Origin of the sequence: Mesorhizobium delmotii, from assembly GCF_900149755.1 — a bacterium.
Classification (GTDB): Bacteria; Pseudomonadota; Alphaproteobacteria; order Rhizobiales; family Rhizobiaceae; genus Mesorhizobium; species Mesorhizobium delmotii.
Genome location: NZ_FUIG01000044.1, coordinates 83,754 through 98,040 on the forward strand (window position 1 = coordinate 83,754; position 14,287 = coordinate 98,040).

The 14,287-nt window shown below is 63.0% G+C and carries 15 protein-coding genes and 2 pseudogenes; 10 read left to right on the top strand and 7 right to left on the bottom strand.

Annotated elements, in window-relative coordinates; genetic code table 11:
- Positions 1-121 precede the first annotated feature (121 nt).
- Positions 122-1,456 (top strand): Nramp family divalent metal transporter, encoded by a 1,335-nt coding sequence (locus BQ8482_RS26975; RefSeq protein WP_123150384.1) that lies wholly within the window; start codon positions 122-124, stop codon positions 1,454-1,456.
- Here BQ8482_RS26975 and BQ8482_RS26980 read toward each other — a convergent pair.
- On the bottom strand, positions 1,453-1,866 hold the full coding sequence (locus BQ8482_RS26980) for a MerR family transcriptional regulator (protein WP_123150385.1): 414 nt from the start codon (positions 1,864-1,866) through the stop codon (positions 1,453-1,455). The two genes, BQ8482_RS26975 and BQ8482_RS26980, sit on opposite strands and share 4 nt — an antisense overlap.
- Positions 1,867-2,172: 306 nt before the next feature.
- Between BQ8482_RS26980 and BQ8482_RS26985 the strand changes: the two genes are divergently transcribed.
- Both BQ8482_RS26985 and BQ8482_RS26990 read left to right on the top strand, forming a co-directional pair.
- Positions 2,173-2,688, top strand: a complete 516-nt coding sequence (locus BQ8482_RS26985; protein ID WP_123150386.1) for a copper chaperone PCu(A)C — start codon at positions 2,173-2,175, stop codon at positions 2,686-2,688.
- Positions 2,685-3,305, top strand: coding sequence for an SCO family protein (locus BQ8482_RS26990; protein ID WP_123150387.1), 621 nt, complete (start codon positions 2,685-2,687; stop codon positions 3,303-3,305). The genes BQ8482_RS26985 and BQ8482_RS26990 overlap by 4 nt, the downstream gene beginning before the upstream one ends.
- Before the next feature lie 212 nt (positions 3,306-3,517).
- Here the strand turns inward: BQ8482_RS26990 and BQ8482_RS37845 are convergent, their stop codons facing one another.
- The gene (locus BQ8482_RS37845; protein WP_133254843.1) at positions 3,518-3,700 is read right to left on the bottom strand and encodes a hypothetical protein; all 183 of its coding nucleotides are present in this window, start codon (positions 3,698-3,700) and stop codon (positions 3,518-3,520) included.
- A gap of 287 nt (positions 3,701-3,987) precedes the next feature.
- Between BQ8482_RS37845 and BQ8482_RS26995 the strand changes: the two genes are divergently transcribed.
- Positions 3,988-4,866 carry a GNAT family N-acetyltransferase gene (locus tag BQ8482_RS26995; protein WP_123150388.1) on the top strand — a complete coding sequence of 293 codons (879 nt, stop codon included), beginning with the start codon at positions 3,988-3,990 and terminating at the stop codon, positions 4,864-4,866.
- Here the strand turns inward: BQ8482_RS26995 and BQ8482_RS27000 are convergent.
- Positions 4,865-5,050 (bottom strand): annotated as a pseudogene (locus BQ8482_RS27000) (iron chelate uptake ABC transporter family permease subunit); the annotation flags it as partial. The gene BQ8482_RS26995 and the pseudogene BQ8482_RS27000 sit on opposite strands and share 2 nt — an antisense overlap.
- A 57-nt stretch (positions 5,051-5,107) precedes the next feature.
- Between BQ8482_RS27000 and BQ8482_RS27005 the strand changes: the two are divergent.
- Positions 5,108-5,287 carry a hypothetical protein gene (locus tag BQ8482_RS27005; RefSeq protein WP_244602979.1) on the top strand — a complete coding sequence of 60 codons (180 nt, stop codon included), beginning with the start codon at positions 5,108-5,110 and terminating at the stop codon, positions 5,285-5,287.
- Between the two features lie 136 nt (positions 5,288-5,423).
- Here the strand turns inward: BQ8482_RS27005 and BQ8482_RS39595 are convergent.
- The 4 genes and pseudogenes from BQ8482_RS39595 to BQ8482_RS27025 all read right to left on the bottom strand — a co-directional run.
- Positions 5,424-5,580: pseudogene (locus BQ8482_RS39595) on the bottom strand (N-acetyltransferase); the annotation flags it as partial.
- Positions 5,581-5,720: 140 nt separating this feature from the next.
- On the bottom strand, positions 5,721-6,029 hold the full coding sequence (locus BQ8482_RS27015; RefSeq protein WP_342210987.1) for an ArsR/SmtB family transcription factor: 309 nt from the start codon (positions 6,027-6,029) through the stop codon (positions 5,721-5,723).
- A complete protein-coding gene (locus BQ8482_RS27020) occupies positions 6,026-7,258 on the bottom strand; it encodes a cation diffusion facilitator family transporter (RefSeq protein ID WP_123150389.1) in 1,233 nt (410 codons plus the stop codon). The genes BQ8482_RS27015 and BQ8482_RS27020 overlap by 4 nt, the downstream gene beginning before the upstream one ends.
- A gap of 286 nt (positions 7,259-7,544) precedes the next feature.
- Positions 7,545-9,041 carry a multicopper oxidase family protein gene (locus BQ8482_RS27025; protein ID WP_123150449.1) on the bottom strand — a complete coding sequence of 499 codons (1,497 nt, stop codon included), beginning with the start codon at positions 9,039-9,041 and terminating at the stop codon, positions 7,545-7,547.
- Between the two features lie 222 nt (positions 9,042-9,263).
- Between BQ8482_RS27025 and BQ8482_RS27030 the strand changes: the two genes are divergently transcribed.
- From BQ8482_RS27030 to BQ8482_RS27050, 5 genes are all read left to right on the top strand, one after another.
- On the top strand, positions 9,264-11,792 hold the full coding sequence (locus BQ8482_RS27030; protein ID WP_123150390.1) for a heavy metal translocating P-type ATPase: 2,529 nt from the start codon (positions 9,264-9,266) through the stop codon (positions 11,790-11,792).
- 60 nt (positions 11,793-11,852) lie between these two features.
- Positions 11,853-12,119: a glutaredoxin family protein gene (locus BQ8482_RS27035; RefSeq protein WP_123150391.1), complete on the top strand. Its 267-nt coding sequence runs from the start codon at positions 11,853-11,855 to the stop codon at positions 12,117-12,119.
- Between the two features lie 14 nt (positions 12,120-12,133).
- Positions 12,134-13,144 (top strand): 2Fe-2S iron-sulfur cluster-binding protein, encoded by a 1,011-nt coding sequence (locus BQ8482_RS27040; RefSeq protein ID WP_123150392.1) that lies wholly within the window; start codon positions 12,134-12,136, stop codon positions 13,142-13,144.
- A gap of 46 nt (positions 13,145-13,190) precedes the next feature.
- Entirely contained in the window at positions 13,191-13,652 is a 462-nt protein-coding gene (gene cueR, locus BQ8482_RS27045; protein WP_123150393.1) for a Cu(I)-responsive transcriptional regulator, read from the top strand.
- Between the two features lie 111 nt (positions 13,653-13,763).
- Positions 13,764-14,012: a heavy-metal-associated domain-containing protein gene (locus tag BQ8482_RS27050; RefSeq protein WP_123150394.1), complete on the top strand. Its 249-nt coding sequence runs from the start codon at positions 13,764-13,766 to the stop codon at positions 14,010-14,012.
- Positions 14,013-14,287 lie beyond the last annotated feature (275 nt).

Sequence of the window (14,287 nt, forward strand, 5' to 3'; positions counted from 1 at the left end):
ACTCACCGCTTCCACCGGCAATTGGCGACCGCTGTGACCGTCTGGTGCTGGGCCTCTCTCTTGTGAGGCCGGCGAGTTGCGCATATTTGCAAATGCGTTGCAACTGCGATTGAACGGAAAAGTGGATCAACGTGTTGAGAAATTGGGCTGGAACCGCGCCGGTGGCGAGGCGTCGCTGTCCGACGTCCATCGCACCATCGCAGTCCGGCAGTCGGGTTCCGCCTGGCGACGCGCCGCTGCCTTTGTCGGCCCCGGCTATCTGGTCGCCGTCGGCTACATGGATCCCGGCAACTGGGCGACCTCGCTCGCCGGCGGCTCCAGGTTCGGCTATACGCTGCTCGTCGTCGCGCTCGTCTCCAACATCATGGCGATCGTCCTGCAATCGCTCTGCGCCCGTCTCGCCGTTGCATCGGGACGCGATCTCGCCCAGGCCTGCCGCGACGCGTTTCCAAAGCCGGTCGCCTATATGCTTTGGGCGCTGGCCGAGATTGCCATCATCGCCACCGATATCGCCGAGGTCATCGGCACGGCGATCGGCTTCAACCTGATCTTCGGCATCCCGCTCGAACTCGGCGTCATCATCACGGCGCTGGACGTCTTCCTCATCCTCTACCTGCAAAAGCTCGGTTTCCGCTGGGTGGAAGCGCTGATCATCACGCTGCTCGGCGTCATTGCAGCGTGTTTTGCCGTGCAGATTGCGCTTGCCGATCCGAACTGGGGCGAGGTGATCCGCGGCTTTGCGCCGACCACCGAGATCGTCACCAATCCCGAGATGCTTTACTTGGCGCTAGGCATCCTCGGCGCCACCGTGATGCCGCACAATCTCTATCTGCACTCGGGCATCGTTCAGACCCGCGCCTATGGCGAGAGCCTTCAGGAGAAGCGCGAGGCTCTGAAGTTCGCCACCATCGATTCCACCGTGGCGCTTATGTTCGCGCTCCTCATCAACGCGTCGATCCTGATCCTCGCCGCCGCCACCTTCAATGTCACCGGCCAGACCAGTGTGGCCGAGCTCGGCGAGGCGCATTCGCTGCTGGCGCAGCTGCTTGGCCTAGCCATCGCACCGACTTTGTTCGGCGTCGCGCTTCTGTGCTGCGGTATCAATTCGACGGTGACTGCGACGCTCGCCGGCCAGATCGTCATGGAAGGCTTCCTGCATATCAAGCTGCCGCCCTGGATGCGCCGCCTGATCACCCGCGCCATCGCCATCGTGCCAGCAGCGATCGTTACTATCTGGTATGGCGAGAGTGGCACTGCGCAGCTCCTGATCCTCACTCAGGTGGTGCTATCGCTGCAGCTCTCCTTCGCCGTGTTCCCGCTGGTGATGTTCACTGCGGACAAGTCCAAGATGGGCGCATTGGTGGCGCCGCGCTGGCTAGTCGTACTCGCTGCCTTCATCGCGGTCGTTATTGCCGCGCTCAATGTCAAGCTGCTCATCGATTTCCTGGCGGGCTAATGGTCCCCTTCGCAAAGCTCATGGTTCGCCAGCGCCCTGATGACGTAACAATCCTTGACCTGGTCGCCGGCGCAATGCGTCGCGATACGCTCCAGCTCCTTTTCCAATCGCCGAAGCTTCTCGATCTTCTCCCGGACAGCGACAAGCTGCTCGGCCGCGATACGATCGGCCTGCGAGCAAGGCCGCTCTGGATGGGCGCTGAGATCGATCAGTTCGCGGATCGCTTCGATCGTCAGGCCGAGTTCGCGGGCGTGTTTGATGAATGAAAGCCGCTCACGTTCCTGGCGCGTGTAGCGGCGCTGATTGCCCTCCGATCGCTCGGCGGGGTTCATAAGGCCCATCTGCTCGTAATAGCGGATCGTTGGAATTTTCACCCCGGTCCTTCGGGAAAGGTCGCCGATTGTGAGCATATCCGTCTCCAATTCCTATGGTGACTAGAGAAATGGCGGCTGCCTTGAATTTCGTCAATCGATCGCAGCCGCTTAGGAGGATTTGCCGCAGTGAAGCTGGCGGTTACCCGATCGAGATCCAGCGCCGCTAATCGGGGGGTGATCCACGCTGAACGCTTCGGAAAGACCGGCACGACCGCGCGATTTGCCACGTTGACGGTGCATCGCCGGGCATTGTCATAGGGCAAAGAGAGAATGATGGGCTGTCGAACCGCGACTGCCTGTCCGACGTAACGATCGGCTGCGCGCCATCAGGAGGATCTTCAAATGGTTCGACGTGCCTCTGCATTTTTCGCCTGTGTTGCGGTGGCCGCAATTTGGGCCATGGCGCATGCCTTCGGCATAGAACCCAAGACCCATGCGTCTGCGGAAAACGGACTCGTGGTCGAGCACGCTGAGATCATCCTTGCCCCTTCCGGCGCAGGCATGATGGCCGGATATGTTACGGTATGGAACGGCACGCAGCAGCAGGCTGACCTTGCCTCCGTCGAAAGCGCTGCATTTGGCAGCGTCTCCCTTCATCGAACCGAGATCGTCGACGGCGTGGCGAAAATGCGGCCTATAAACGAAGGCTTGCGGATCCCAGGACGCAGCGAACTGCTTATGAAGCCCGGTGGGATTCACATGATGGTGGAAGACCCGCAGATCGACCTCAGCCCTGGTGACGCGGTGAACCTGTCGCTGAGTTTTCGCGATGGCACCACCGTATCGGCGACCGCTCTTCTACGTCCCGTTGGGACGCGCCCTACCGACCATCATCATGGTGAGGACGATACCCAATGAGCATCGCAACATTTCGGAAGGCGATTTGGACCCTGATCGCTGCGGCGTCGTTGCTGCTGATTTATCTTTTGGTCGCGGGAACAGCTTCCAGGGATAATTCCCTGGCTCGTTCTGATACGCAAACGGGCCAGTTGGCGCTCGGCGGGCCATTCAATATGGTTTCACACGAAGGCAAAACGGTCACGGAACAGAGCTACGCGGGCAAGGGATGGCTGATGTTCATGGGTTTCACGAACTGCCCCGACATTTGCCCCACCACCCTTGCGGAAATGTCATCCTGGTTCGACGCGCTCGGCGCCGAGGCGGACGATCTTCGCGGATTCCTGGTAACAGTTGATCCCGAACGGGATACCGTTGACATCCTGAAGCAATACATCTCGTCCTTCGACGACAGGATTATCGCATTGAGGGCCGAGCCGGCGGAACTCGCCAGATTCGCGAAGGCTTACAAGATTTATTATGCAAAGGTGCCGACGCAGGACGGCGACTACACGATGGATCACACTGCGAGTGTGCTTCTTTTCGACCGAAGCGGCAGCTTTTCCGGAACGATTGATCGCGAGGAGCCGGCTGAGATTGCACTGCAGAAAATCCGGCGCCTGCTCGCAGAACGATAATCGCTGCCATGGAGTTTTCACCTAGACTCATCATCTGGAAAGTTGATCGGACATAACATCTGACCCCGGGATTCAAGGATTTAGCTTTTTGAGTTCTGAACAATACTCGCTTGGAAAGGTTGTTCCTGGATTATTCGCCGAAATTCTCATACTGATGCTTTCCGCAACCTCCTTGGCGAGGAGATTACAGTTGTTTCCACCGAGTGCCAATCTTACAGCGTCTTTGAATTCCAGGTCGCCGGACACCGACTTGACGATGTCTCGGCAATTGTGGACACGCCCTTCAAGGCGAGGTTGTGGATGTTGTCCCGCAGGCTGAACATCTGACCTGCTGGAAAGCGCTCTTCCGCCCGTGGGACGACATCATGGAGACCCATCCCTTTCTTGCCGCGCATTGCATATTCCGCCGCGTCAGGGTTGCGAGGATTTCTTCCACGTTCATGGCGGTCCGCTCTGCTTGCACATTGTCACCGGTGCGACCAGCCTATCCCTAGGCAGCAGTGTTACCTGCCGAATCGCGTCGTGCTTTGGCTGAAGATTGCGAAAAAACGCCTCGAACCAGCGAAACCTGCTGGCTTTCCCCTGTAAAGCTGCGGCAAAAGAGGCCTGTCGCAAACATGGCAATCGGCGCCAGGATCAAAACCGCGTGCCTTGGGCACTCGGTGAAGGAGCGGATCGACGAATGCGGAGATCAGTGCGCCTGAAGTCCTTCGAATTGGTCGCGCGCGACATTGATGATGTCGACGTCGATCTGCTGCATGCGCTCTCGATCTCGGTCGGCTGGCCGCATCGACCCAAGGACTGGGACGTGCTGCGTCGCGCCGGTCACGGCATCGTTGCCGTTGATGGTATCGGGCGCGTTTTCGGGAGCGCGATGTGGTTTCCCCACGGGGACGACTTTGCCACGATTGGCCTGGTGATCACGACGCCCCGCGTACAGGCGCAGGGAGGTGGCCGATGGCTTATGGACCTGGTCCTCGAGCAGTGCGGAGATCGCAATCTGGCCCTGAACGCAACCCATGCTGCCTATCCACTCTACGTTTCGCTCGACTTCACGAGCGAGGCGATCGTCTATATGCGCCAGGGACAGGTCCCTCAAACACTGCTGCCGATGCCAGCTTTGGACGGTGAATTGAGTGAACTGCCCAGCGACAGACTCAGTGAGATCACCGAGCTGGACGCGCGTGCGCTTGGGACAAATCGTGCGGGGTTACTTGCGTTGCTCTCAGAGGATGCCTCAATCTATACGTTGAGTCGCGGCGGCGAGATCGTCGGCTACTCCATGTGTCGCGAGTTCGGGCGTGGCCACGTGATCGGCCCCATGGTCGCGCGGAACGATCAAGACGCGGTCCATCTCACAGCGGTACATCTAAAAGCTCTGGCAGGACGGTTCGCCCGCGTCGATACGCGCGAGAAGGATGGCGTGTTTGCCGAGTTTCTTCAGCAGAGCGGCCTCGGCATTGCCGAGACCGTGACGACAATGTCCAAGGGCCGCCGGTTTCTGAGCCGGGAAGACAATGGGCCGTGGGTTTATGGATTGGCCGGCCACGCCTTGAGCTGAGGCTCACCAGCATCAGCGTCTCAAGCCGCAAACAGCCGACTTTGACGCCGAAGCTGGCCGCCTTGTTCTCACCGAGCCTCAACGCCGTCAGCGCGCAGGCGCGCCGCGCGAAGAGTAGGACTGCGAGGAGAATGAATGTGGTGACGGCATGCTTGGGCCAAGTGGCCTTGGTAAGGCTTCCCAAGCACGTCTGTTTTGTGATCTGCTTTCCCAGTCCGTCCAGATCGGCGAGTTCCAACATTTGCGCGACGAGATCGACGCCGGCGTGCTTGCGGTAACACCAATCGGCGACGTCATTGAAAAGCGTGCGCCCGGACGCCGCCTCGACAGCGAAATCACGGTCTTCGACAGTTCGGGCATCTCCCTGCAGGTCCTCTACATGGCCGACGCGCAGATCCGCGCAAAGGCGTCCCACCGCTGATCAGCTTCGCACCGACAAGGCCTGCCCCGACGGATTTTCCGCCGTACTGGAGTGCTCTCCGGCAACAACGTGTTCCGCGCGATACAGCAGTCGTCAGCGGCGGGCACTCGAAAGAGCGATACGGTCCTCCAGCAGTCGGGAACCACATGGCCGAGCCGACGACCCGACCGATCTCGTCGCAAGCGACGATGCCACGGCCGAAGTCGATCAGGAGGCAGCCAGTCCTCGGCCCGGTGCGGCCAAGCCACTCCGACAGAGAGCTCGTGCAGCTAGCCGATGTCGTCTCGGGGGATTGGGCGCGCCGTGAGCCCCGAGGTTTCGAGCTGCTTCGTCTCGGCCTGCGCCGCGGACTCCCTGATTGCGCTCGCAGGTTAACTGCCCAGGGAGCAATTGGCTGCCAACTGACGGGGGCGCGGCGGCTCAAGCTGTCACGTCAGGGGTCGTGGACCTCCTCGACGCTATGGGCGATCACGTTGGCGAGCATGTGGCGGACGTGCTGATCGGCCGCCTGGTAGAAGACCTGCCGCGCATCGCGCGTGCCCTTCACGAGCCACGCGCCGCGAAGCAGCCGCAAGTGGTGGCTCGCCAGCGATTGCGAGGCGCCGGCATGCGCCGCGATCTCGCCAACCGAGCGCGGCTCGTCGAGGCAGGCGAGCAGGATGCGCAGGCGCGTCGGATCGCCGAGAAGCCGGAACATCTCGGCGATCGGGTGGACGTCGATCTCTTTCAGGTCGACGCTCAATGGGCATGCCCGCTGCCGCTGTGCCCGCCACCTGCCTTGGCGGGCGCGTCTGGCGCATCCGCGTGGTTGTGGTCGTGGTGTGCTCTCGCCGCGTGGTCGCCGGTATGATCGTGATCGTGATGGGCGTGCGCCGCATGGTCGACGCGATGATCGTGGCCTTGGTGGTCGTGTCCCGGCGCTTTCAGGGCCGCGGCCATTGAGCAGGCGACTTCCGACCCCGTCCAGTCGATCTCGATCGTCGAATGTTCGACGCCGTAGTCCTCGGCCAGCTTTGCCTTGAGGCGACCGACGGTCACGGCCGGATCGGCGGCCTCGTCCAACGCGATGTGCATCGTGGCCGTGGCCCGTCCCGAGGTGATCGACCAGACGTGGATGTGGCGAACATCGGCGAGCCCCGGCACGCCCTCAACCAGACCGTCGCGCATGACCCCGGGGTCGAACCCGAGAGGCGCGCCCTCCATCAGGATGTGCATGGAGGACCTCAGCAGGCCCCAGGCGCTGCGCAGCACGATGGCGGAGAGCAGGACTGACAGGATCGGGTCGATGGGCGTCCAGCCGGTGAACCAGATGGCGATGGCGGCGACGATGGCGGCCACCGATCCGAGCAGGTCGCCGAGCACGTGCACCATGGCGCCCTTAATGTTCACGTGGTCGCGGTCGCCGCGCATCAGCATGTAGAAGACGCCGCTGTTCACCGCGAGGCCGAGCACCGCCACGATCAGCATGGGGCCGGCTAAAACGGGTGCCGGGGTGATCAGCCGCTCGACCGCCTCGTAGGCGATCCAGCCGACGAGCAAGAGCAGCGAGACCGCGTTGACGAAGCCCGCCAGCACCTCGAAGCGCATATAGCCGAAGGTGCGCTTCTTGTCCGCGATCCGGCGGCCGAAGCGGAAGCCGGCCCAGGCGAGCGCCAGTGCCGCCGCGTCGGTCAGCATGTGCCCGGCGTCGGCGATCAGCGCGAGCGACCCGGACAAGAGGCCGCCGACAATCTCGGCGAACATGAAGCCGAAGGTCAGCAGGAAGCCGATGAGCACCACCCGCTCGTTCTGCGACGTCACCTCCGGGGCGTGGCTGTGCCCGTGCCCATGGTCATGCCCGTGCCCATGATGATGCCCGTGCGCATGGGAATGCGTGTGCGAATGCCCGTGTCCCTCGTGGCCGCCGTCGTCGTGGTCGTGATCGTGGGTAAGCGGCGTAGCGGCGGATGCTCCGGCTGTCGTGTTGCTCATCGATTGACTCCTTGGCAAGTTCAGGGGTGCGTCGGCTAAGGGGATGCGTCTATCAATTCAATACATGAATATATGTTCATGTCTACAGATAACTCCGCCCCCCGAGCGGTTTTGTCGGTCTTCGGCGACCGACTCCGGCCGGTTACTGCGTCAGTTCGACTGGAACGATCGCCTGACGCCGGATAACCTCGACGGCTTCGGTCGGCGTTTGCGGTGTCGGTCTCAGGACGATCTTCCGGTCTTCCAAAATAAGGCCGTGTTCCAAGCGAATTGCTCCCGGCCCAGGTCAGGTATATCTGACGGATGTCATCATGCCGCCCGCCATGTGGTAGAGGTGATGGCAATGAAGCGCCCAGTTTCCGGGGTTGCGGGCGTCGAACGCGACAGCGACCGTCCCCGTCGCCGGCACCAAGACGGTGTCGCGCAACGAGCCAACGATGCGACTCCCGTTGACTGCGACAACCTGGAAATGATGCCCGTGCAGATGCATCGGATGGGACATGGTCGAGTGGTTCATGAAGGTCAGTTCGAACCGTTCGCCTTCGGAAACAGGCAGGGGCGAGTCATCGCCATGCACCTTGCCGTCGAGCGTCCAGACATAGCCTGTAGCCTCGCCGAGCATCATCGTGTGCTGGCGGTCCGCAGGCCTGTCCTGCAACGGGTTTGCGGCCTGCAGCCGCCGCTCCAGATCGACCCCGACGGCGGGGAAATCTGCATCGGCGGCTGCAGCGAGGGCGCTGATTTTCGCGCCTGAGGTTGCGAGCACCACGCCGGTACGGTCGCGACCGCCTTCCTTTGTCGCAAAGATCGGCCATGCGGCATTTTCCCGCGGAATGTCGATGAGAATATCCAGCCGTTGGGCGACGGCGAATTCGAAGCGCGATTCCTCGACCGGCCGGACAGGCATGCCGTCGACCGCGATCAGCCTTCCACGAAGAGAATCGAGATCGATCCACATATTGGTGCTGGCAGCGCCATTGATGAGGCGCAGCCGCACGCGGCCGCCCTGGTCCACCCGAAATACTTCCGGATCAGCGAGCGTGCGGTCGTTGGCAAGCAGCGCGTCGTATTTCACGTCCTGAAGGTGCGCCGCGACTGCCGTCGGCGCCGGCTGTGCCTGCGCTCCCTGCATCCCGTGCGCACCATGCACGGTCGCAGCTTCCGCCGGGGCGCCGTGACCTCCGTGACCACCCGAACTCAAGCCCACGGTGGGCGCCGCCCCGTGCCCCCCTTGTCTCAGTTCTGCCAGGATTTCCTCCGGATCCCGAAACGTAAAGTCGTGGAAAAGGACCACGACTTCCTGGACGTCTTCCCCTGCTTCCGCGGGGTCCCGCACAATCAGGGGAGCTGCCAGCAGCCTCTGTTCCTGCAGCCGCAGATGCGAGTGCATCCAATTGGTGCCCGGGATGCCGACAGCGAAATCATAGTCATAACTCCCTCCCGCGGGGATTGGATCCTGCGAAATGCCCGCCACGCCATCCTGCCGCGAAGGTGGAGTCAGACCGTGCCAGTGAATCAAGGTGTCCTCACCGGTGCGGTTGTCGAGCCGCACGCGGAGGCGCTCACCAGCATTCATGACGAGGCCGTGTCCGCCGTTTGGCTGGGTTAGGCCAAAAACGGTGGCGGCACGGCCGTTGACTTCGATCACGCGCGTTCCCGCGGTGATCGTGGCATACGAAGACGCAGCGGCCGGCCGCGCCGGAAGCAGCAGCGCCGGTGCGGCGGCAAGCGCCCCTGTTGCGGCGGACGTGGCTAGGAACTGACGGCGCGATAAATGTTTCATCTGTTGCATCCCGGATCGGTGCCATAAGGGCGAACGGGCAAAGGGTTGCAGCGTTCACATCTCTTGCGGGCTACTGGTTCCAACGATGGGAAGGTCAAGTGAAAAATGCGCGGGACTGAACCTCCCATGAGAAAATATGCGGCTGTGCAAAATAACGCTTGACCTTCCAGTGATGGGAAGGTGCAAACGTCCATGCATCACCGTTTGGACCGGAGTTGCATCATGACCATTTCTTCACCCGTCACGGCCGGTGGGACCGTTCGCCAGTTCTCAATCGAGGGCATGACCTGCGCGTCCTGCGTAGGCCGGGTGGAACGCGCCGTCGCCAAACTACCAGCGGTGTCCAAGGCATCCGTCAATCTCGCAACCGAACGCGCGGATGTTACCTTCGCAGGAGCGCCGGACGTCGGAGCAGTCGTGAATGCGATCGCCGAAGCCGGCTATGCCGTGCCCGAGGACACTATCGAACTCTCCGTCGAAGGCATGACCTGCGCCTCCTGCGTCGGCCGGATCGAAAAGGCGTTGCGGGCAGTGCCGGGAGTGGCCGAGGCATCGGTCAACCTCGCCACGGAACGCGCGGCCGTCCGCTATCTGCGCGGCGTTGTCGACGTCGGCGACCTGATCGGCGCCATTCGCGCCGCCAGTTATGAAGCGCGCGTTGCTTCGACCGAGACCGGGGATCGGGAGCAGGAAGCCCGCGCGGTCGAGATGACGCGGCTGCAGCGCAGCCTCGCTGTGGCGGCGGCGCTGACGCTGCCGATCGTCGTGCTCGAAATGGGCTCGCATTTCGTGCCCGCCATTCACGACTTCGTCATGAACAATATCGGGATGCGGCAGAGCTGGTTTGCCCAGTTCGCGCTCGCCTCCCTGGTTCTGTTCGGGCCCGGCCTGCGCTTCTACCGGAAAGGCATCCCGGCGCTGTTCCGCTTCGCGCCGGACATGAACTCCCTGGTCGCGCTCGGCACCATCGCCGCCTGGGGCTATTCGGTCGTCGCCACCTTTGCGCCGCAGACCCTGCCGGCCGGCACGGCGAACGTCTACTACGAGGCGGCGGCCGTGATCGTGACGCTGATCCTGCTCGGCCGTTATCTGGAGGCGCGAGCCAAGGGCCGCACCGGCGAAGCCATCAAACGGCTTGTCGGCCTTGCGCCGAAGACCGCCCGCATCGTCCGCGACGGCGAGAGCCTCGAACTTGCGATCGAGGAGGTCCGGGTCGGCGACATCGTCCTGGTCCGGCCGGGCGAGAAGGTGCCGGTCGACGGCGAGGTCGTCGAGGGCTCGTCCTTCGTCGATGAATCCATGATCACCGGCGAGCCCGTGCCCGTCTCCAAGGGCGAAGGGGCACAGGTTGTCGGCGCCACCATCAACAAGACCGGCAGCTTTTCCTATCGGGCAACCAAGGTCGGTGCGGACACCGTGCTGGCGCAGATCATCCGCATGGTGGAGCAGGCGCAGGGCGCGAAGCTGCCGATCCAGGCGCTCGTCGACAAGGTGACGATGTGGTTCGTGCCTGCCGTCATTGCGGCGGCCGCACTCACCTTCGTGGTCTGGCTGGTATTCGGGCCAGAGCCAGCGCTGACCTTCGCGCTCGTCAACGCCGTGGCGGTGCTGATCATCGCCTGCCCGTGCGCCATGGGGCTCGCCACTCCGACCTCGATCATGGTCGGGACCGGCCGCGCCGCCGAGATGGGCGTGCTGTTTCGCAAGGGGGACGCTCTCCAGACGCTCCGGGACGCCGAAGTGATCGCCGTCGACAAGACCGGCACGCTGACCCGTGGCCGGCCGGAGCTGACCGACCTGGTCACCGTCAAAGGGCTGGACCACAACGAAGTCCTGGCCCTCGTCGCATCGGTCGAGACGCGTTCCGAGCACCCGATCGGGGAAGCAATCGTCGAGGCGGCCGGGCGTCGGGGGCTGACGCTACGAAGTGTCAGTGGCTTCGAAGCCACGCCGGGCTACGGTGTGCAGGCGACGGTCGGGGGCCGCAAGGTCGACGTCGGCGCGGATCGCCTGATGGTGCGCCTCGGCCATGATCTGACGGTGTTTGCCGAAGCGGCGCGCCGGCTGGGCGAAGAGGGCAAGTCGCCGCTTTATGCGGCGATCGCCGGCAAGCTGGCGGCAATCATCGCGGTCTCCGATCCGGTTCGGGAAACGACGCCGGAAGCGGTCAAGGCGCTGCATGCGCTGGGACTGAAGGTCGCAATGATCACCGGCGACAACCGCCGCACCGCCGAGGCGATCGCCCAAAGACTCGGGATTGACGAAGTGATTGCCGAGGTGCTGCCCGACGGCAAGGTCGACGCCGTGAAGCGGCTCGCGGCCAACGGGCGCAAGATTGCCTTTGTCGGCGACGGCATTAACGATGCGCCCGCACTGGCCCAGGCCGATGTCGGCATCGCCATCGGCACCGGCACCGATGTGGCGATCGAATCGGCCGACATAGTGCTGATGTCGGGCGACCTGCGCGGCGTGGCGAACGCTATCGCGCTGTCCAAGGCGACGATTCGCAACATAAAGCAGAACCTGTTCTGGGCCTTTGCCTACAACGTGGTGCTGATCCCCGTCGCCGCCGGCCTGCTATACCCGACCTATGGCTTGTTGCTGTCGCCGATGCTCGCCGCTGGCGCGATGGCGTTCTCCAGCATCTTTGTCCTGTCGAACGCCCTGCGCCTCAAGGCTTTCCGCCAGCCGCTCGGGCGCGGCGAAAGCGTCCCCGAGGCGAGCGAGGCGCGCCTCGCCCCCGCTGAATGAATCCGGTGCCGCCTCCGGGCGGCTCCCCAATCCCCAGCACTCGATTTCGAAAGCAAAGCGATGTCCAGCCATCATCATCCCTGGATCGAGATTTTCTCGACTCCGACCTGCCCCGATTGCCGCGCGTTGAAAGCGTGGCTCGAAGGCGAGGGCATTCCCTTCGTCGAGCGTGACCTTCGCGATCCGGCGATCGCCGAGGAGGCCAAGCGCCGCACCGGCGTGCGCGTGGCGCCGATCACCATCGTCAGCGGCGAGGTGTTCTACGGGACTTTCCCGCAACAGAAACCCCGGGTCGCGGCCGCTCTCGGCCTCGTCCAGGCCGACTGAAAGGAGTTGCTTCCATGCCGAAAGTGTTCATTCCGCAGGCCGGCCGCAGCCTCGAAGTCAATGGCGGCCAGACCATTCTCCTCGCCGCGCTAGCTGCCGGCATTCCTTACCCGCACGGCTGCAAATCGGGACGTTGCGGTTCCTGCAAATCGCGCCTGGTCACCGGCGAGGTAGATCTGCTGCCGCACACGCCGTTCGCGCTCTCCCCGGAGGAACGGACGGATGGGCTGATCCTCGCTTGCCGGGCGCAGCCGCTCACCGACGCCACCGTCGCATGGCTCGGCGGCGCGGACGAGATCGCCGACATCCCGGTCTGCCGGTTCGAAGGCGCCATCGCGGAAGTTGAGGATGCGACCCACGACATCAAGCTGATTCGGGTCAGGCTCGACGATCGCGCCGCTTTCACCTTTAAAGCCGGGCAGTATGCCCGCCTATTCTATCCCGGCGCGCCTTCCCGTGATTATTCGTTGGCCAGCCGGCCTGACGAGGAGCTTGTCGAGTTCCATGTCCGACGCGTCCCCGAAGGCACGGCCAGCCAGCGGATCTGGGCGCGCGCCGCAATTGGCGACAGGGTCGCCATCGAAGGTCCGCTCGGCTCAGCTTTCCTGCGCGACAAGCATTCCGGCCCGATCCTCGGCATCGCCGGCGGCTCGGGACTGGCGCCGGTCAAGGCTGTGGCCGAGACCGCGCTTGCCAAATGCATGGGCCAACCTATCCGCATCTATTTCGGCGCGCGATCGGAACGCGACCTCTATCTGCTCGACCGCTTCGCCGCGTTGACGGAGAGACATTCCAATCTCAGCTTCGTGCCGGTCCTGTCGGAGGATTCGGGCTCAGGCTTCCGGCCGGGCTATGTCTCCGACGCAGTCGCCGCCGACCTGGGCGATCTCGATGGCTGGAAGGCCTATCTTGCAGGCCCTCCGGCAATGGTGGATGCCGCCGGGCCGATGCTGCTGGAACACGGCCTTCGCGCCGCCGACATCCATGCGGACGTCTTCTTCACCCCGGAACACGCGATTCAATGAGGCCACGATCGGCCGAGCATGGTCGCGAGAGCATCAGGAGAGAGCCATGAACATCGGAGAAGCAGCGGCCGCATCGGGCGTTTCCGCCAAGATGATCCGGCATTATGAATCCATCGGCCTGATCAATGCGGCCTTGCGCACGGGATCGGGCTATCGCGTCTATTCGGAGAGCGAAACCCACACGTTGCGTTTCATCCGGCGGGCGCGCGACCTCGGCTTTTCGATCGACGAAATGCGGGAACTCCTGGCTCTCTGGCGCGATCGCGACAGAGCGTCAGCTGATGTGAAACGCATCGCGCTGGAGCAGGTGGAGGCGCTGGAAGCCAAGATGCTGGAGTTGCAGGCAATGGCGAGCACCTTGCGCCATCTCGCCGAAAACTGCCACGGCGACGACCGTCCGGACTGCCCGATTATCCGGGATCTCGCCGCGGGCGGCGCTGGCGCGCAAAGGCCTGCCATCCTGCGGAAACGTGCGCGCGGGTTCGAGAATCGAGCCCTGAAACCGTAGCCGCTGGCAGGTCAGGCGATATGTGGCAGCAAACCAAAATTGCGCTTGACCTTACAACGTTGGAAACGTGCAGATTGGAAAAACTGCAGAGATTCAAAAAGGAGAAGCACTATGTGCAGCACTCACGAACACACGTCGCAGACGGCGAACGAAAAGGTCGAGGGAACGACTTTCAAGGTAGCCGAAATGACCTGCGGCCATTGCGCCGGAACCATCCGCAAGGCGTTCGATCAGATGATGCCCGGCGTCGGCGTCGGCATCGATCTCGACAAAAGAGAAGTTACGGTCGCGGGCGATGCGGCTGTCGCGGCCGAGACGATCCGCGCCGCAGGATATGAGCCGCAGACACTGGCTCATTGATGTTTCCATCAGGCTCGCCTGGGGGAGAAACCGCTTGCGGGCACCTGCCCGCAAGCGCCGGATTCTGGAGCGCAAATTACGCGAAGGCTGCCGACGGCACGGAGTGAGCCTTGCCCCGCGGTCAGGCGATTGCGCACTCGGGACCCATGCTAACCGGAGATCTGACGTCGCAGACAATCGGGCTACGAATTCTGCAAGAGGATCCCCTCCGAATGCGCAAGCCGTTCGGAGAACGACGAGCCGGCACGAATGACCGACAATTTCGTCTGAGGCTC

Coding starts and splice junctions, on each gene's coding strand:
- BQ8482_RS26995 (WP_123150388.1), top strand. CDS start 3,988: ATGCGGAGATCAGTGCGCCTGAAGTCCTTCGAATTGGTCGCGCGCGAC.
- cueR (WP_123150393.1), top strand. CDS start 13,191: ATGAACATCGGAGAAGCAGCGGCCGCATCGGGCGTTTCCGCCAAGATG.
- BQ8482_RS27025 (WP_123150449.1), bottom strand. CDS start 9,041: ATGAAACATTTATCGCGCCGTCAGTTCCTAGCCACGTCCGCCGCAACA.
- BQ8482_RS27040 (WP_123150392.1), top strand. CDS start 12,134: ATGCCGAAAGTGTTCATTCCGCAGGCCGGCCGCAGCCTCGAAGTCAAT.
- BQ8482_RS27020 (WP_123150389.1), bottom strand. CDS start 7,258: ATGAGCAACACGACAGCCGGAGCATCCGCCGCTACGCCGCTTACCCAC.
- BQ8482_RS26985 (WP_123150386.1), top strand. CDS start 2,173: ATGGTTCGACGTGCCTCTGCATTTTTCGCCTGTGTTGCGGTGGCCGCA.
- BQ8482_RS27035 (WP_123150391.1), top strand. CDS start 11,853: ATGTCCAGCCATCATCATCCCTGGATCGAGATTTTCTCGACTCCGACC.
- BQ8482_RS26990 (WP_123150387.1), top strand. CDS start 2,685: ATGAGCATCGCAACATTTCGGAAGGCGATTTGGACCCTGATCGCTGCG.
- BQ8482_RS37845 (WP_133254843.1), bottom strand. CDS start 3,700: ATGCGCGGCAAGAAAGGGATGGGTCTCCATGATGTCGTCCCACGGGCG.
- BQ8482_RS26980 (WP_123150385.1), bottom strand. CDS start 1,866: ATGCTCACAATCGGCGACCTTTCCCGAAGGACCGGGGTGAAAATTCCA.
- BQ8482_RS27050 (WP_123150394.1), top strand. CDS start 13,764: ATGTGCAGCACTCACGAACACACGTCGCAGACGGCGAACGAAAAGGTC.
- BQ8482_RS27030 (WP_123150390.1), top strand. CDS start 9,264: ATGACCATTTCTTCACCCGTCACGGCCGGTGGGACCGTTCGCCAGTTC.